The organism is Haloarcula pelagica, assembly GCF_030127105.1.
In the GTDB taxonomy this organism is placed as follows: domain Archaea; phylum Halobacteriota; class Halobacteria; order Halobacteriales; family Haloarculaceae; genus Haloarcula; species Haloarcula pelagica.
The window spans coordinates 1707542-1723596 of the sequence record NZ_CP126161.1; the positions used below are offsets into that span (position 1 = coordinate 1707542).

Below are 16055 nucleotides of genomic sequence, written 5' to 3' on the forward strand. Positions count from 1 at the left end.
CGGACCGGAAACGGTTAGTCGGCCAGTCCGGTGTGCCAACGCAGTGACCGCACGCCGACAGCTCCAGGCCCTGTTTCTCACACGCTTTGCCACCGCCTTCGGGATCGTCACGCTGCTGACGCTGTTGCCGACGTACATCGATCTCCTGGAACCGCAGGGGTTCGTGCTGGGGATGTTCGCGACCGGGCTGACGCTGGCCCAGGCCGGCGCGGTCGTGCCGGTGTCGTACCTGGGCGACCGCTTCGACAAGCGGACCGTACTGCTCGCGGGGCTGGCGCTGGCGGCGGCCGTCTACGGACTGTTTCCGCTCGTCGACTCCAGTTGGGGCTTCGTCTTCGTCCGGGGGCTCCAGGGCATCGCGGCGACGACCGCCGGCCTGCTGGGCCTGGCGCTGGTCGGGCAGCTTGCACGGGACAGCGCCCGCGGGACCACTATCGGGACCTCGAACGCCTGGCGGTTCGCGGCGGCGATCGGCGGGTCGCTGTCTGCGGGCCTGTTGTACGACCGCTTTGGCTTCGACGCCGTCTTCGGGCTGCTCGTGGCGATCACGCTCGTCGCGTTCCTGGCGGTTCTGCTGTTCGTCGACCGCGACGAGACGACGACCGAGGGGTTCGCGCTGGCCGATCTGGCGCTCAACCGCCGCATCCTCACGATCACCACGTTTCGCGCCCAGTACGCCGTCGCCGTGACGCTCGTCCGGACGTGGGTGCCGATCTTCGCCGGCGTCGCGGCCGCGGGCGGGCTGGGCTACAACGCGGCGGTCAACGGTGCGACCGCCGTCGCGGTCGTCCTCGCGGCCGAGAAGTTCACGAACATGTGCTGTCAGCCCTACACCGGTGGCCTCTCCGACCGGCAGGGCCGGGCGCGGTTCGTCTTCCTCGGCGGGCTGGCCTACGGGCTCGTGGCCGTGGTCGTTCCCTTCACCCCCGCCATCGGCGCGACACTGGGGCTCCCGTCGGTGTTCCCGTTCTTCGGGGACCTCTCGCCCGCCTTCCTCCCGCTGATCGCGCTGAACGGGCTGCTCGGCGTCGCGGACTCGATCCGCGAGCCCGCGAGCATGGCGCTGTTCGCCGACGAGGGGAGCGGCGAGGGCGTTGCGTCGAGCTTCGGCGTCCGCGATCTGGTCTGGCGGCCCGGCGCCGTGCTGGCACCGCTGGCCGGCGGCTGGCTGACGACGAACGTCGGCATGGAGTGGGTGTTCTACCTGGGCGCGGCGTCGGCGTTCACCGGCGTCGCGGTGTTCGCCGGTGTCCTCACCTACCGCCACGGGCGCTCGGGGCTGACCGCCTGGTGAGCTACTCCTCGAACTTCGAGAGCAGGTCCCGGTAGAAGGTGCCCGAGTCGTCCGCGGCGAGTTTCTCGACGATCAGTTCCGGCGTCGACCGGGCGAGTTTCCCCTTGACCGGCGAGCGGTCGACGAGCAGTTCGCCGTCCTCCAGGCCGACCGCTTCGATGCCGTCGATGTCGATGTCGATGGCAGCGGCCTCGCGGATGTCCCGCGCGAGGTGGGAGACGAAGACCGCCGTCGCCCGGCGCTCGCTCAACGCTTCGAGGATGCCAGCCATGATCTTCGCGCTCGCGCCGGGTTCGGTGATCGATTCGAGTTCGTCCACGAGCACGAGCACGCGCGGGCCGCCGGTGTTCGCGCCGTCGTCACCATCGCCCGCCGTGGCGCCGTCGCCGACGCTGTCGACGAGATCGCCGAACTCCCGGATCGTGGCCTCGAACGCGCCCGCGTCCAGCGTCCCCTGAGTCTTGGCGTGGTAGTGGAGTTCGGTCACCCGCCCCACCCGGGCCGATTCCGCGGGTACCGGGAGCCCCATGTGCGCGAGCGTCGTCACGAGCGCGACCAGATCCAGCGTCGAGGTCTTCCCGCCGCTGTTGACCCCCGAGAGCACGGTCACGCCGTCGACGGCGTAGTCGACCGGGTCGACCGCCTCGAAGGGAACGTCCAGCAGCGGCGACCGGCCCCCCTCGATGGCGAACCCGCCCTCCTCGGTGATCTCGGGGAGCGTGCAGTCGAAGTCGGCGGCGAAGCGGGCGACGGCCAGTTCCACGTCCAGTTCCAGGGCGGCCGAGACGAGCGCCGCGGCGTCGTCCCGGAGGTCCGCGAGGTCGTCGGCCAGGTCGCGCTTGCGGCGGGTCGCTCTCCGGTCCCGCGCGGCGGTCAGTTCCTCCCGGAGCCGGCTCACCACGTCCTCCTGGCGCTCGACCGGGTAGGTCGGTTCGTCGGGGAACGCCCGGCGGGCCATCGATTCGGTGTCGCGCAGGTCGAGCGTCTCGATCAGGTGGTCGCGGGCCTTCTCGACGGCGGCGGCGTACTCGTCGGCCAGTTCCCGCGAGAGCAGCGAGTCGACGCCGGCGCCGCGTTCGACCAGCGACAGCAGGTCGGTGCCCTCGATGGTGACATCCCGTTCCTCGATTGCCGCCCGGAGGTGGTCGTTGGCGACGTTCTCGGCCATCCCCACGGCCGCGTCGAGGTCGTCGACCGCCGTCGCCAACCGGTCGAGTTCGTCGTCACCGCGGACGGTGCCGTCCTCGGCGAGCTGGTCGAGGGCGCGCTCTAGGGTGTCCAGATCACAGGGCGGGTCCAGGTCGGCGATCCGGTGGACCTCGGCGGCGGCCAGCACCGGGTCCCGGTTCCGCGAGAAGAAGGCGAGGACACGTTCGGGGACGACCGACGACGGGTTCGCGAGCGCGTCGGGTTCGACCCGGACATCGCCCTCCACGTCGACGCCGGCGAAGGCCTCATCCAGGGCGACGACCGTCGAGTACGAGCGGGCGAGTTCGGCCAGTTGGCGGGCGTCGTCGACGACCTCGACGCTGACCTCGGGGATCGCGTCCTGGGCCTGTGCGTACCGCTCGGCGTCGCTCGTCGCCAGACAGCGGTCCCGCACCCGGACACCGCCGGCCTCCGAGAGCGGTTCGACGTTCGAGAGGGGGTCCCGGACGGCGAGGGCGGGGTCACGGGCCATCGCCGACTCGGCGAACGCCCGGACCTCCTCGATTCGGCTCCGGGTCCCGCTGGGATACAGCGTCTCCAGGCGTTTCTCCGCGTAGTCGGTGACGGTCCGCTCCTGGACCAGTCCGAGCGCCTCGCGGAACAGTTCACGGGCCCGCGAGGTGGCGGCGAACCCGCCCGGGTCGTCGTGGTCGGCCCGGATCGCCCCGCGAGCGACGCGGGCGGCCCGGCCCTCGCTGATCCCCGGGGCCTGTGACAACGTGGCAACGTCGCCCTCCCGGAGCGCGCGCTCGGGGTCGTCGAGTTCCCGGAGCGCCGCGGCGGTCTTGGCGCCGACGCCGGGCACCGATTCCAGGTCCATCTACCGCTCCGTTCGGCGCCGGTCAGAAAAAACCCGTCGCCGCCGCGCAGGCGTCCCGCTTCCCGACGAGGACACGGAGAACGCGACGCGCTTTTGCCCGTCCAGACGAAACGAACGGCAATGTCCTCAGTCGCGACGAAGGCGTCCGCCGCCCGGGACGACCTGGCCCAGCAGGACGGCGTGGTGATCGCCTTTTCCGGCGGTGTCGACTCCAGCGTCGTCGCCGCGCTGGCCCACGACGCGCTCGGCGACGACGCCGTCGCCTGCACGGCGAAATCGGAGACGTTGCCCGCGGCCGAACTCGACGACGCCGTCCGGGTCGCCGAGGAGATCGGCATCCGCCACGAGATCGTCGAGTTCTCCGAACTGGACAGCGAGCAGTTCGTCAGCAACGACGAGATGCGCTGTTATCACTGCCGGTCGATGCGCCTGGGCGCGATGTACGACCGCGCCCGGGAACTGGAGATCGACGTGGTGTGTGACGGCACCAACGCCTCCGACGTTGGCGAGGGCCACCGGCCCGGCCTGCGGGCCGTCGAGGAACTGGACGCCTACTCCCCGCTGCTGGAACACGACATCGACAAGTCCGAGGTGCGGGAGATCGCCCGCGAGTACGACCTCTCCGTGGCGGACAAGCCGTCGATGGCCTGTCTCTCCTCGCGGATCCCGACCGGACTTGAGGTGACCGAGGACCGCCTCTCCCGCGTCGAGAAAGCCGAGCAACTGCTCCGTACCTGGGGGTTCGAGCAGTTCCGAGTGCGCGACCACGACGGCCTGGCCCGCATCGAGGTCGGCGAAGAAGAACTGGAGACCGCGCTCGACCCAGACTTCGTCCGGGCCGCGCGCGACCACGTCGAGGACTGCGGGTTCGACCACGTCACGCTGGACCTGCACGGCTACCAGACCGGGAGCGTCAGCCCCGAAGAGAGCGAGGACGATGTCGTCGCGGACGTGTTCGACACCGACTACCCGAGCGTCGAGTAGTCACGCCTCGTCGTCCTCGCTCTCCGAGTCGTCCACCGGGTAGACCTCGTTCGCGCCACACTCCGGGCACTCCTCGTGGTCGGTGTGGAGCCGCGAGCCACACGCGCGACACTCGTAGTCGGCCTGCTCGTTGGCGGCGTCTGTGGCCGTCTGCTTGAACTGTTCGACGTTCCGGCCGATCTTGTTGAAAAGTCCCATTTGTTCGACAGACACGCGCCAGCCCGATAAGCGTTCGTCAGCGCCAGTCGGTCAGTTCCTCGGCGACGAGGGTCGTCCGGTCGTCCGCGACGCGAACCTCGTTGACCGCACAGTTGTCCTGGGAGTGGGCCGCAAGCGCCGCGTCCAGCGACCGCTCGTCGACGGTCGCCAGCAGGACCTTGATGACGCCGCCGTGGGTCACGAGGAGCGTCGTCTCGCCGGGCTCGACGGTCCGGACGAGTCGTGTCCACGAATCGCGGACGCGGTCACGGAAGCCCGCGACGGTCTCGCCGTTCTCGGGCGCGGCCGGCAGCGCCGAGACGCTGTCGCCGTCGTCGTGGGCGGGGTACCGCTCGAAGAGGTCCTCGGCGAGCAACCCCTGGAGGACGCCGAACCCGCGTTCGCGCCAGTCGGCGTCGAACGCCGGGTCCGGTAGGTCCGACCCGCCGTCGAGGACGCCAGCCGTCGTCTCGCGGGTCCGCTGCAGGTCCGAGGAGACGATCCGATCGACGGCGTAGCGTTCGGCGACCGCCTCGCCCAGCGCCGCGGCCTGCTCCTGACCGCGGTCGGTCAGACCGGTCGGCGCCCACCCCTGGACCCGGCTCTCGCGGTTCCAGTGGGTCTCGCCGTGGCGCGCGACGAGGACGGTCGCGGCGTCGGCGTCACTCATCGGTCGCGGCCCCCCGGCGTTTCCCGGCGAGGATCGCGGCCTCGAAGGCGATCACGAGCACGCCGGTGACCGCGACGGCCGCCGTCGGCGTCAGGCTCACCTGGTTGACCAGGCGGAACAGCGTCGGGTCGGCACTGGAGAGGTAGCCGACGACGATGGCTGTCCCCCAGACCGGGAGCCGAACGCGGCGCAGCGTCCGCCAGACGCGGATGTTGACGATGTAGTTCTTGTTGACGTACGCCAGCAGTTCGAAGGCCACGATGGCGCTCCCACCCACGAGCAGGGGCGGTGCGAGGCCGACGCTGTCGAGCGCGCTGGTGACCGCCGTCGGGAGTTGCTGGTAGTAGCCCGTCGGCACCGGTGCCGGGCTGAGGACGTAGCCGGCCAGGCCGGCGACGACCCAGGCGAGCGGGCGCTGTGCCGCGGCCTCCTCGGCGGTCGGGATGGGCGAACTCTCCTGGGTCCAGCGCAGGAGCAGGAGCGTCCCCTCGAACAGGCCGATCATCGTCACGGCGACCATCAGCGGCGCCATCCCGGTCGGGTCGGGGCTGAAGACGAACGCGATGGCGGCGAACCCACCCCAGAAGTACAGCCGCCGGTCTTCGAGCCACTGGCGGGTCGTGACCCCCATCATGATCGCCAGCATCACGAACAGCGGGATCTGGAAGACGATGGCGAAGAACCCGAGCATCAGGATGATGAGGTTGAACGTCTCGCCCAGGCCGAACGCGAGGTCGGCGGCCCGATCCGAGTAGGTGATGAAGTAGTCGAACATCGCCCGCAGGACGAGGAAGTACGCGAAGGCGACGCCGATGGTCGCGAGCACGAGGCTGGTCGGCACCGCCGCGAGGTAGTACCGCCGTTCCGTGGGGTACAGCCCCGGCCGCATGAACAGGTACGTCTCGTAGACGAACACCGGCAGCGCGACGATCAGGCCCACAAGCGACGAGACCTTCAGGCGGGCGAGGATCAGCGCGAGCGGGCTGTAGACGTGCGGACAGTCGGCGCCGGCGACGGTGCTCTCACCGCCGGGTTGGGCGTTGGCCACGAACTGGCCACAGGCCTCGGCGGGGCCGTCCAGGAAGGAGTACCACAGGAAGTTGATCAACTGGTCCGAGGAGGGGAGCGCGAGGACGGTGACGACGGCCATCACGCCGACGACGACGAACAGCCGCATCGCCATCTCCTCGACGTGGTCGGCCAGGGGCATCTCCTGGTCGTCGGGCGCGCCCTCCTCGCCGTAGTCGAAGTCCGCGTCGGGGTCCGGGGCGGGCGTACTGTCGCCCGGCGTCGGGACGTTCTCGCCGCCGTAGGAAGTGTGGGCCGTCGGCGAGGCGGGCATCCCCCAGTCGGTCGGCACGTCGGCCGGCGTCGCGGCGACCACGTCGTCGGGGTCGCGCTCGAACAGCGGCGTCGCCGGCTCGGCCGGCCGCGCGTGTGCTCCGGCGGTCGCCTCGTCGCCGCCGACCGGGGCGTCGGCCGGGCCGCCGTCGGCACCGACCGGCCTGTCTCCGTCCTCGTCGGACGGCAGCGCTCCCTCTCTGTCGGCTTCGGGGAGCCTGTCCGTGTCGTCGTCGGACAGCATCGGCTCTGTGGGCCCACGCTCTTCGTCGCTGTCGTCGCCGTCCGGCATCTGGAGGGGTTTAGCGGGAGGTGATTGTAAACTTTCTTTTCGAGGTCCCCCGGCGAGCCGTTCCGCGAGGGCCGTCTCGTGCTGGTGGGATGAATAAATTGATAACGCACAATTGGCTACACCCAGGGGAGATGGCGAGCGCGATCGACGAGGATACCGTCAAAACGGTCCAGAGCGGCCGTGCCACACTGGGGGCGATGCTCAGTAGCGCCCAGACACACCTCCAGAAGGTGTTTATCGTCTTCGTCGTCGGGATGATCGGGACGATCATGGGGCTCCAGTACGGCGTCTGGGACCGCCTGCGCCAGGACCTCCTGTACTCCCAGATGGACCTGACCACACAGGAGGCGACCAGCATCGTCGCCGTCACTCCCTTCGACGTGATCCTGCTCCAGGTGAAGATCGGTGCCGTCGTCGGGATCCTCATGTCGCTGCCGCTTTTGATCTATTTCGGCCGTGACGGACTCCGCCGCCGTGGGTGGTGGCCGGCCGAACACATCCCCGCCTGGAAGCTCCTGTCGTTCGTGACGATCAGCCTCGTCCTGTTCGCCGCCGGCGTCGCCTACGCCTACGAACTGTTCTTCCCGATCATGTTCAACTTCCTGGCGGGCGACGCCTTCGACGCCGGGTTCACGCCGCAGTACTCCATCGTCAAGTGGTTCCAGTTCGTCTTCATGTTGGCCGTCTCTTTCGGCCTGGCAGCGCAACTGCCGCTGTTGATGACGGTCCTCTCCTACACCGAGATCGTCCCCTACGAGACGTTCCGGGACAAGTGGCGCTACGCGGTCATGGGGATCTTCGCCTTCGGCGCGCTGTTCTCGCCGCCGGACCCGTTCACCCAGATCATGTGGGCCGCGCCGCTGTGTGGCCTCTACGGCATCAGCCTCGCGCTGGCGAAGGTCGCGGTCCTGTTCCGACGGTCCAGCGAACTCGTCAGCACCCGCGAGGTCGGGCTCTCGAACTGGAACACGATCCTGGGCGGGAGCCTCCTGTCGGGGGCCGCGATGTACTACCTGCTGTCCTCGCCGGCCTTCCAGTACGTCCAGGCCGCCGAGGCGTTCGCCGCCCAGTACTCGACACGGCTGACCGGGAACGTCCAGCCGCCGGCGCTGTTTGGCCTCTCGGTCGAGGGGACCGCGACACTGTTTGGCGTCCTGTTCGGCCTCGTCGGCGGGATCGCCGTCCTCTACGTCCACGTCCTGCGGGCGCTGTCGGCCCGGACGGTACCGGACCGACACGGCGACCCGACCGCGATCGATGTGGACGAACTCAACGCGGAGGCGATCAAGGTCGCGCCGCCGGAAGTCTTCGAGGAGATGACCGAACAGGAGGCCCTGGGCCACGCCGACACGGCGCTGTCCGAGGGCGACGAGGAGAAGGCCCAGCTCGTCCTCGATCGCTGGGACATGGCGAACGAGGACGACGGCGAGGGCGAGGCCGCCGACACCGAGGGCGAGGCCGAGGAGGACGACGTGGTCACCTCGACCACGGCGGGGATGCTCAACGCCTTCACCGAAGACGAGACCACCGAGGACGACGTGGGCGGGTACTACTACGACCTGCAGTTCATCTTCAGCTCGATCGCCTCGAAGTCGTTCTGGATCCTGGGGGTCTTCGGTGCCGTGATGGGCGCTGCCTTCCTGTTTCTCTACCAGGGCGGGATCGGTGAGATCCAGCGCACCTTCGTCAGCCGGCTCCCGGCGGAGATGGCAGACGACGTGGGGATCGTCACGCTACACCCGGTCGAGCACCTCGTCTTCATCGTGAAGTTCTCGACGATCGTCGGGGCCGTCGCGGTGATCCCCGTCCTGCTGTACTTCGCGTGGCCGGCGCTGCGCGAGCGGGGCTTCGTCGTCGGGAACCGCAACATCCTGGCGGTCTGGGGCGGGACGCTGTTTGGCGCGCTCATCGGCGGGAGCCTGCTCGGGTTCCTCTACTTCGCGCCGCTGACGATCTCGGCGATCGCCTACGACCAGTTGCAGGCCAACATGGTGATCGCCTACCGGGTTAGCAAGTTCGGCTGGCTCGTGTTCTTCCTCACCGTCGGGATCGGGCTGCTGGCCGAGATCCCGGTGACGATGTTCCTGTTCCACAAGGGCGGGATCGTCCCCTTCGAGACGATGTACACTCGCTGGCGGGAGGTCGTCATCGCCATCGTCGCCGTCTCGGCGATCTTCTCGCCAAACGGCATCTTCACCATGTTCATCGTCGGCATCCCGACGGCACTGGCGTACCTGTTCGGACTGGGCGTTCTGTGGGTGTACACGCTCGGTGGCCGACGGACCTCCGAACGGCGGAGCGAACCGGCCGACTGAGCGACGGTCGCGAGCCACGCCGACCGTGTTCACGCGGACACCGGGTTTCTCCACACGACGCGACATGTCGTCTCCGACCGCCGTCACGACCACACCACGCCCGCTGAACGAACCAGTGGATAAAAGACGGTCGGGTGTCACGTACGTGATAGTGAGATGTTAGCATGGATCAGATGCTGGCCAACACCGGGAACGTAAACGACGACTGGAAACGCTGGGTCGTGGTCTGGCTCCTGGCAGTGGTCGGTGTCTCGGTGGTCACCGACTTCGGGTTCTGGGGGACCCTCGTGGGGACCGCCGGGCTCTGGTTCGTCTTCTGGGGGTTGCAGGCGGTGTTCAGGGCGATCACCTCGCGTTCCGTCGAGGAGACGGCGGTCGGATCGCTCGGCGGGCGGTCGGCCCCGGTGGAACTCGTCGGGGACGCGCGACCGGTCGAGGAACCCCTCACCGCTCCGCTGACCGACACCGAGTGTGTCGCCTACCAGGTCCAGGTCATGGAGTACTACCCGTCCGGCAACGAGGGAGGGGAGTGAGGGCGTGGGACGCAACACCAAATACTCCGCCACCGAGTTCGAACCGTTCGTCCTGGACGACGGCACCGGCACCGCCTACATCGAACCGTCGGACGCGGACGTAGTGCTGACAAGCGGCGACGAGTTCGAGGTCGAGGGTGGCGATCACCCACCGGCGTTCATCGGCGAGTTCCTCGACCGGGAGACATCGGTACAGCCGGTCGCGAGCCGTAAACGCTGGTACAGGGAGTACCGGATCGACGCCGACGGGGCCGTTCGCGTGGCCGGGCACGCAGGCGTCGACGCCGCGTCCGCGCCCGACGAGGCGGTGACCACCGCCGTCGTCGACGCCGGCGACGCCCCGAAGTTCGTCGTCACCGACGACCCCGACCTCGGGCTCGGGAAACGCATGCGCCAGGAGGCGCTGGGTAACTTCCTCGTCGGTGGCATCCTGCTCGTGTTCGCGTACTTCCTCCTGTTTCTGTAGCGGTGTCCACTGTCCCCGCGGCACGGACCGTTCGAGAAACAATAAAGGGCGCCGACGATATTCCTCAGATATGCCCAAGATAAGCGTCGAGATGCCCGCGGAGTTGTTGGACGATCTAGACGAACACGTCGGCGACGACGGGAAGTTCGTCAACCGGAGCGACGCGATCCGTGCCTCGGTCCGGAAGACACTCGACGTACTGGACGACATCGACGCTCGCCACGGCCGCCTGGACGATGACGAGTGAGGACGGCTCGCCGGCACGGGTCGCGCTGATCGGCCTGTTCGTGACGGCGCTGGTCGTCGCGCAGGTCACCGCCTCGAAACTGCTCGCGTTCGGGCTGCCCTTCGGGGTCCCGCTGGCCGGCGAGACGCTCGTGCTCCCCGGGGCGGCGCTCGCCTACGCACTGACGTTCTTCGCCTCGGACTGCTACGCTGAACTGTACGGCCGGCGGGCGGCCACGGTGCTGGTCAACGTCGGCTTCGCGATGAACTTCGTCCTGCTGGGGCTGGTCTGGAGCACTATCTTCGCGCCGGGGCTGCCGGCGGCCGCACAGCCGGTCGATCCGGCGGCGTTCCGGTCGGTGCTTGGCGCCAGCACCGGCATCGTCGTCGCCAGCCTGGCGGCCTACGTCGTCAGCCAGAACTGGGACGTGTTCGTCTTCCACGCCATCCGCCGGCGGACCGGCCCGAAACAGCTCTGGCTCCGGAACATCGGCTCGACGGCCACGAGCCAGTTGCTGGACACGATCATCTTCATCTCGGTCGGCTTCGTCGTCTTCCAGGGGGTCCCGCCCAGCGAGGCGCTGGCGCTGATCGTCGGCCAGTACCTGCTGAAACTCGCCATCGCGGTGGTCGATACGCCCTTCGTCTACGCCGTCGTCGGCCTCGTCCGGCAGCGAGAGTTCGGCTCGGCCTCGGTCGTCCAGTAGCTACTCGGTGGGCTGGGCGAACGCGTAGCGCGGTTTCACGTCGTCGATGCGCACGTCGAGGGTCTGGCCGTCCTCAACGCCGCTGACGAAGACGGTGAAGTTCTCGACCTTGGCGATGCCGTCGCCCTCCTCGCCGATGTCCTCGATGGTGACCTCGACCACGTCGCCCTCCCGGACCGGCGCTGTCAGGCGGTGTTTCGCCACCAGATACAGCTCCGAGGAGGAGTCCCGGGAGGCGTCGGGGCGGACCTCGCGGACGTACTCGAACTCCGGTTCGATGTCGGCGATCAGGTCGTCCAGGTCCTGGCCGTCGAACACTTTCGCGGCGAAGTCCCCGCCGGCGTCGAGCAGGTCGGTCGCCACGTCGAAGGCCTGCCGGACGAGGTGGACCGAACGGGCGTGATCGAGGTCGTACTCGCCGGTCATGTTGGGCGCCATGTCCGAGAGGACCACGTCGACCGGGCCGCCCTGGCCGTCGTCAGCCCCGACGACCTCGCGGATCTCGGCTTTCGTGCTGTCGTCGGTCATGTCCCCGCGGACGTACTCGACGGACGGATCGGGGTCGTCCAGTGGGTCGATGCGCTGGCGGTCGACGCCGACGACGGTGCCCCGCTCGCCGACGCGCTCGGCCGCGACCTGGAGCCAGCCGCCGGGCGCCGCCCCGAGGTCGACGACAGTCCGGCCCTCGCCCAGCAGTCCGGCGGTCTCGTCGAGCTGCTGGAGCTTGTAGGCCGAGCGGGCGCGGTACCCCTCCTGTTTCGCTCTGTTGTAGTAGTCGTCTTTGCCAGACATCAGGAGACACCCCGGTGCTTGGACGAACGGTCGTTCATACGGGACCCGAGGCTATCAACGCTGAAATGGGTGCCGACTCACCCCGGGACGAGCACAGTAGTGGCGACCGCCGGATGTGTCTCAACGCTCAGACTCGAAGATCTCGGTCGACGTGTTGTACTCGAACTTCGTGCCCGAGGCGTCGGTCACGACGGGACAGGGAGTCGAGACCGACTCGCCGCCGCCGCGTGCGCTCTCGATTGGAGCCCCCTGTCCGCTACGGAGGACGCCGTCGTCGGTCGTACTGTACACCGTCGGTCCGGCCTTGTACACCACCTCACCGTCGCCGGTGTCGGACCAGTGGACTGCAGTGGGACCGTCGTCGTCCGTCGCCGTGACCACTGGTGGGGCTGTCGGCGGGGTACCGCAGAAAGCGATCCAACTGATCGCACGCCGGTCCCGGCAGTCCTCGGGGACGGACCGTTCTAGTTCGATCGCCAGCCCGCCTCCCTCGTTGTGTGCCCGGACAGTGACCGTATCGCCTGGGTTGGCGTCGACGAACCGGAGTGTCGCGGACTCCGCGGGACCGACCGTCGCCCGTCGCTCGGTCCCGGAAACGAACACGGACAGCATTAGATCACCCCCGACACCCCGGTTCGTGACCGTGACGAGCAGTTCCACGCCCCGACAGTGGGCGTCGTAGCCAAGTGCGGCACGGTCGTCGGACATGACATCGACGGTGGTGGGCCGGGAGAGCTGTCCGGCGGTGAACCCACCGGTCCCGACCGAGAGCGTACTGGCAACGAGCGCCCCCAGCACCGCCAGAACGAACAGTTTGTGCATGGGTCACTGCTCCGAAAATAGTGGGGGAGCGTTGCCGGCCCCCAGGAGATCTTCCTGTTGGCTGGACCAGAACACGAGCGAAGAGACGGCGAAGGCGATAGACTCCACGACGAGCCACTCCTGGGCCGGTAACAGGGCCAGTGGCTGGACGCCGAGGGTCGCCGCCGCGATCCCGATCCCCAGGACGGCCGACAGCGAGAGGAAATACGTCGACCACGGGACCTCCTCTTCAGAGACGGTCTCGACGTAGATGTCCATCTGGTTGGCGGCCTCGGTGAGGGTGACACAGGTACCCTGGTCGTTGAGTTCGACGAGGCCGCCCTCTTCCATCTTCGGGAGGTGGAACTGCCGGAGCGAGGTGTGGATCGAGTGACGGTCGTTGTAGGAGACCTGTTCGGGCTCGATCTCGCACTCCCAGGCAGCCAGTTGCCTGGAGACCTCGCTGATCTCGACGGCGGTTCTGTCACCCTGTTTGAGATAGTGGAACACCGCACGTCGCCGGCTGTTGCTCATGATATCGAACAGTTTGTCGATCTCTCCGGCCGCCCTGTTTGCCCTCGTTTCGTCCGTGTGTTGGAACTGTGTAATCTCTTGCATCGACCCCCGACCCCCGTCACCCGAGCAGTCAACCCATTGTACATTAATACCCAGTGACTATTAACCCGCAAAACCGGAGCTCAATGGACCATTGAGGTGGCGAAACCGCGGAAAACGGGACCGTGTCGGCACTCGACGCGTCAGTCCGGGTCGGTACTAACCACCTAGTGCGCGTGGCCGAAGGGGTGGCGTTTCGACCGCTCGACCGACGAAATCGGTTGTTTCGCCCCACGAACACGCCTGTATAACGACACCCCTCTGGGACACAGTGGCGGATACGCTCGCGGGGTGACTGCGGGCGGTGACAACAGATGGACCGACGAAAGTTCCTCATCGGACTCGGATCGCTCGCCGCCGGCGGGGCGGCTGGATCAGGTACAGGCGCGTTCACGGCCGCCAGGCTGGGCCGGAACGGCGACGTGGGCGTCGTGACGGACGAAAAAGCGTACATCAAACTCGACGAGGGTGGCGCACCCGGAGCCGGCGAGCGGCTCACGGTCGCCGGCGGCGAACTCCAGATCGACTTCGACGGAAACGGTGCCGACGGGAGCGGCGTGAACGACGACTCCCGGTACCAGATCGGTGCCATGGACGACGACGCCAGCGGCACCGACGTCAGTTTCGAGAGCCTCTACGACGACGACACGAATCCGGCGGCGGCGGGTGCCGGCACCCCGTTCGTTCCCGACGACGCACCGTCGGACCCCGATTCGGATATCGACCAGTCGGCGTTCGTCGTCCGGAACCAGAGCGGCCAGACACTCGACATCCAGATCGGGTACGAACTCACGAACAACGGCGACGACGGAAACGCCGACGGGGACGACGACGGTGCGGCGCTGTACCTACAGGGCCACGCCAGCGAGATCGCCGAGTCGGGCGGCCCGAGCGACGACAACACGCGGACCGACGGCGCCGTCGCGACCAGTGCGATCGAGTTCGACGAGACGACCGGGTCACCGGACAACGATCAGGCGCTGAGCTTCCAGGAGGGGAACGTCAGCGGGAACGAAGGGATTCCGCCGGGTGAGGCGATCTACGTGTCGCTGCAGGTCGATACGCGTGGTGGCGAAGGGACGCCGGACCTCTCGGGGAACCTCGTCGTCAGCGCCGATGTCGCGGCTAACCCGACGACTGGCGGCTGATCCACACCGACGGTGTTCCGTTGTACCGACGGAGTGTGGAATCAAAGGGGGTGAAAGGAAGCCCATGTCGATACAGGAGGGGATCACGAACGCAGCCGAGACGGTACTCGTACTCGTCGTCTTAGCGTTGCTTGTCGGGCAACTGCTCGGACAACCCGTCCTGCTCGGGTTCGTTCGGACCGGGAGCATGGATCCGGCGCTCGAACCAGACGACGGGTTCGTCGCGATCCCCAGCGCGCTCACCGGACCACCGGAGCCGGGCGACGTGATCGTCTTCGAGGCCGAGGAGATTCAGGATGGTGGGTTGACCACACACCGGGTCGTCGGGACCACCGAGGACGGGTACATCACCAGAGGGGACGCGAACGCGATCACCGATCAGACGGCCGGTGAGCCGCCGGTGGGGGACCACCAGGTTGTCGCGGAGGTGCTCCAGATCAACGGTTGGGTGGTCGCAATCCCCGGACTCGGTGCCGGTATCGGTGTGGTCGGAGACGCGGTCCAGGGGGCCCAGTTGACACTCGCTCGCTGGTCCGGTACCGAGCTGTTTCTGGGAACGGAAGGGTTGTTGACGATAGTCGCAGCGGCAGCGTTCGGGTACCTCGGATTCGACAGCGTCTACGGCACACGCGACGAGCGGGACCGTGACACGGATCGGAGCCGCTCGCAGGGGCTGGATCCGCGGATACTCGTCGCCGCCTGTGCGCTCGTCCTGGCGGTCGGGTTGACGGTCCCGACAGTCGTCCAGGGCGGCACGACGGAGACGGAGATCATCAGTTCGAGCTTCGACTCCGAACGGGCGGACATCGTCCCTGCCGGGGAGTCGACGACCCGGACGCGACAGCTCAGGAACCCGAGTTACCTCCCGAACGTCGTCTATCTCGTCCCCGGCGACGGGGTCGGCGTGTCGGATCGGGTCGTCCGGGTTCCGCCACAGAGTCGCCGTGAGGTCACTGTCACACTGCACGCACCGGCCGATACCGGCAGTTACCAGCGGCTGCTCACCACACACCGGTACGTTGCAGTACTCCCGGCATCGCTGCTGACCGAACTCCACGGCGAGCACCCGTGGCTTCCGGCGATCGGCACGCTCGGCGCGATCGTCGTCCCGTTCTATCTGATCGGGAGCAGCATCATCGGCAGAAGTCGCCTCCGTCGCCGACGGCGGGAGAGATCGCAACCGACGGACGGTCTAGTGGGCCGCTTCCGATAGCGGACAGTCGAGACCGCTGTCACCGGCCGGCAATCCGTCGAAGCGGTCAGTGGCGGTGTTGGCGCCGGCCCGCTCCTCGTCTTCAGATCACGTCCTCGGGGTCGTGGACCTGTGCCATCCGCTCGGCTTCGGCGGCGTACTGCTCGCGGAGGTCGTCGTCCCCGACCGCGCCCAGGTTCTCGGGGTCGGTCTCGACGGCCGCCGTCGTGTCACGAACGTCGGTGAAGGAGGTGAGTGCCCGCTCTTTCCGGTAGTACCGCTCGCCGTCGGGGGTCGCATAGGTGAGGATGATGAGGTTCTGCTCGTCGTCGGAGTAGGTGCGCTCGACCAGCCACACCTGGACACGGTCGTCAGTTTCCTCGTCCATACGCGGCCCTTCGGTAGCGAGTGCCAAGTCGATACCGGGCGGGGAACGGAGATATTAAAAAGCGC

The 16055-nt window shown here is 68.0% G+C and carries 17 protein-coding genes; 9 read left to right on the top strand and 8 right to left on the bottom strand.

The features are described from left to right. Positions 1 to 43 precede the first annotated feature (43 nt). A complete protein-coding gene (locus tag P1L40_RS08985) occupies positions 44 to 1294 on the top strand; it encodes an MFS transporter (protein WP_284010992.1) in 1251 nt (416 codons plus the stop codon). A 1-nt stretch (position 1295) separates the two neighbouring features. On the opposite strand, the gene P1L40_RS08990 is transcribed toward P1L40_RS08985, so the two are convergent. Next, positions 1296 to 3323 (bottom strand): helix-hairpin-helix domain-containing protein, encoded by a 2028-nt coding sequence (locus P1L40_RS08990; RefSeq protein ID WP_284010994.1) that lies wholly within the window; start codon positions 3321 to 3323, stop codon positions 1296 to 1298. Positions 3324 to 3443: 120 nt separating this feature from the next. Between P1L40_RS08990 and larE the strand changes: the two genes are divergently transcribed. Continuing rightward, the gene (gene larE, locus P1L40_RS08995) at positions 3444 to 4307 is read left to right on the top strand and encodes an ATP-dependent sacrificial sulfur transferase LarE (RefSeq protein WP_284010996.1); all 864 of its coding nucleotides are present in this window, start codon (positions 3444 to 3446) and stop codon (positions 4305 to 4307) included. Here the strand turns inward: larE and P1L40_RS09000 are convergent, their stop codons facing one another. Genes P1L40_RS09000 through tatC form a run of 3 tightly spaced genes read right to left on the bottom strand, consistent with a single transcriptional unit; the run spans position 4308 to position 6808 of the window. After that, entirely contained in the window at positions 4308 to 4505 is a 198-nt protein-coding gene (locus tag P1L40_RS09000; RefSeq protein WP_284010997.1) for a hypothetical protein, read from the bottom strand. It lies immediately after the preceding gene. A 37-nt stretch (positions 4506 to 4542) separates the two neighbouring features. Further along, positions 4543 to 5175 (bottom strand): histidine phosphatase family protein, encoded by a 633-nt coding sequence (locus P1L40_RS09005; RefSeq protein ID WP_284010998.1) that lies wholly within the window; start codon positions 5173 to 5175, stop codon positions 4543 to 4545. Beyond that, positions 5168 to 6808 carry a twin-arginine translocase subunit TatC gene (tatC, locus tag P1L40_RS09010; RefSeq protein ID WP_284010999.1) on the bottom strand — a complete coding sequence of 547 codons (1641 nt, stop codon included), beginning with the start codon at positions 6806 to 6808 and terminating at the stop codon, positions 5168 to 5170. Before tatC ends, P1L40_RS09005 begins: the two co-directional genes overlap by 8 nt. A 131-nt stretch (positions 6809 to 6939) precedes the next feature. On the opposite strand from tatC, the gene P1L40_RS09015 reads away from it, so the two are divergent. The 5 genes from P1L40_RS09015 to P1L40_RS09035 all read left to right on the top strand — a co-directional run bounded on the left by P1L40_RS09015 (position 6940) and on the right by P1L40_RS09035 (position 11054). Continuing rightward, on the top strand, positions 6940 to 9123 hold the full coding sequence (locus P1L40_RS09015) for a twin-arginine translocase subunit TatC (protein WP_284011000.1): 2184 nt from the start codon (positions 6940 to 6942) through the stop codon (positions 9121 to 9123). Between the two features lie 164 nt (positions 9124 to 9287). Continuing rightward, a complete protein-coding gene (locus tag P1L40_RS09020) occupies positions 9288 to 9656 on the top strand; it encodes a hypothetical protein (RefSeq protein WP_284011002.1) in 369 nt (122 codons plus the stop codon). 4 nt (positions 9657 to 9660) lie between these two features. Further along, the gene (locus tag P1L40_RS09025) at positions 9661 to 10122 is read left to right on the top strand and encodes a hypothetical protein (RefSeq protein WP_284011003.1); all 462 of its coding nucleotides are present in this window, start codon (positions 9661 to 9663) and stop codon (positions 10120 to 10122) included. 70 nt (positions 10123 to 10192) lie between these two features. Then, positions 10193 to 10369 carry a ribbon-helix-helix domain-containing protein gene (locus tag P1L40_RS09030; protein ID WP_284011004.1) on the top strand — a complete coding sequence of 59 codons (177 nt, stop codon included), beginning with the start codon at positions 10193 to 10195 and terminating at the stop codon, positions 10367 to 10369. Beyond that, positions 10359 to 11054, top strand: a complete 696-nt coding sequence (locus P1L40_RS09035; RefSeq protein ID WP_284011005.1) for a queuosine precursor transporter — start codon at positions 10359 to 10361, stop codon at positions 11052 to 11054. Before P1L40_RS09030 ends, P1L40_RS09035 begins: the two co-directional genes overlap by 11 nt. Here the strand turns inward: P1L40_RS09035 and P1L40_RS09040 are convergent, their stop codons facing one another. The 3 genes from P1L40_RS09040 to P1L40_RS09050 form a co-directional block, all read right to left on the bottom strand. Next, the gene (locus P1L40_RS09040) at positions 11055 to 11846 is read right to left on the bottom strand and encodes a 23S rRNA (uridine(2552)-2'-O)-methyltransferase (RefSeq protein ID WP_284011006.1); all 792 of its coding nucleotides are present in this window, start codon (positions 11844 to 11846) and stop codon (positions 11055 to 11057) included. 120 nt (positions 11847 to 11966) lie between these two features. After that, positions 11967 to 12668, bottom strand: coding sequence for a hypothetical protein (locus P1L40_RS09045; RefSeq protein WP_284011007.1), 702 nt, complete (start codon positions 12666 to 12668; stop codon positions 11967 to 11969). A gap of 3 nt (positions 12669 to 12671) precedes the next feature. Next, positions 12672 to 13265, bottom strand: coding sequence for a DUF7344 domain-containing protein (locus P1L40_RS09050; RefSeq protein WP_284011008.1), 594 nt, complete (start codon positions 13263 to 13265; stop codon positions 12672 to 12674). Between the two features lie 311 nt (positions 13266 to 13576). On the opposite strand from P1L40_RS09050, the gene P1L40_RS09055 reads away from it, so the two are divergent. After that, positions 13577 to 14410, top strand: coding sequence for a hypothetical protein (locus tag P1L40_RS09055; RefSeq protein WP_284011009.1), 834 nt, complete (start codon positions 13577 to 13579; stop codon positions 14408 to 14410). 64 nt (positions 14411 to 14474) lie between these two features. Then, positions 14475 to 15623 (top strand): S26 family signal peptidase, encoded by a 1149-nt coding sequence (locus P1L40_RS09060; RefSeq protein WP_284011010.1) that lies wholly within the window; start codon positions 14475 to 14477, stop codon positions 15621 to 15623. A gap of 82 nt (positions 15624 to 15705) precedes the next feature. On the opposite strand, the gene P1L40_RS09065 is transcribed toward P1L40_RS09060, so the two are convergent. Next, positions 15706 to 15990, bottom strand: coding sequence for a DUF7967 family protein (locus P1L40_RS09065; protein ID WP_284011011.1), 285 nt, complete (start codon positions 15988 to 15990; stop codon positions 15706 to 15708). Positions 15991 to 16055: the final 65 nt, after the last annotated feature.

Bases quoted from the DNA above. Each gene is read 5' to 3' on its own strand.
- P1L40_RS09020 (WP_284011002.1), top strand. From the start codon at position 9,288: ATGGATCAGATGCTGGCCAACACCGGGAACGTAAACGACGACTGGAAA.
- P1L40_RS09040 (WP_284011006.1), bottom strand. From the start codon at position 11,846: ATGTCTGGCAAAGACGACTACTACAACAGAGCGAAACAGGAGGGGTAC.
- P1L40_RS09050 (WP_284011008.1), bottom strand. From the start codon at position 13,265: ATGCAAGAGATTACACAGTTCCAACACACGGACGAAACGAGGGCAAAC.
- P1L40_RS09030 (WP_284011004.1), top strand. From the start codon at position 10,193: ATGCCCAAGATAAGCGTCGAGATGCCCGCGGAGTTGTTGGACGATCTA.
- P1L40_RS08990 (WP_284010994.1), bottom strand. From the start codon at position 3,323: ATGGACCTGGAATCGGTGCCCGGCGTCGGCGCCAAGACCGCCGCGGCG.
- larE (WP_284010996.1), top strand. From the start codon at position 3,444: ATGTCCTCAGTCGCGACGAAGGCGTCCGCCGCCCGGGACGACCTGGCC.
- P1L40_RS09035 (WP_284011005.1), top strand. From the start codon at position 10,359: ATGACGAGTGAGGACGGCTCGCCGGCACGGGTCGCGCTGATCGGCCTG.
- P1L40_RS09015 (WP_284011000.1), top strand. From the start codon at position 6,940: ATGGCGAGCGCGATCGACGAGGATACCGTCAAAACGGTCCAGAGCGGC.
- P1L40_RS09005 (WP_284010998.1), bottom strand. From the start codon at position 5,175: ATGAGTGACGCCGACGCCGCGACCGTCCTCGTCGCGCGCCACGGCGAG.
- P1L40_RS09055 (WP_284011009.1), top strand. From the start codon at position 13,577: ATGGACCGACGAAAGTTCCTCATCGGACTCGGATCGCTCGCCGCCGGC.
- P1L40_RS09060 (WP_284011010.1), top strand. From the start codon at position 14,475: ATGTCGATACAGGAGGGGATCACGAACGCAGCCGAGACGGTACTCGTA.
- P1L40_RS09000 (WP_284010997.1), bottom strand. From the start codon at position 4,505: ATGGGACTTTTCAACAAGATCGGCCGGAACGTCGAACAGTTCAAGCAG.
- P1L40_RS09045 (WP_284011007.1), bottom strand. From the start codon at position 12,668: ATGCACAAACTGTTCGTTCTGGCGGTGCTGGGGGCGCTCGTTGCCAGT.
- tatC (WP_284010999.1), bottom strand. From the start codon at position 6,808: ATGCCGGACGGCGACGACAGCGACGAAGAGCGTGGGCCCACAGAGCCG.
- P1L40_RS09065 (WP_284011011.1), bottom strand. From the start codon at position 15,990: ATGGACGAGGAAACTGACGACCGTGTCCAGGTGTGGCTGGTCGAGCGC.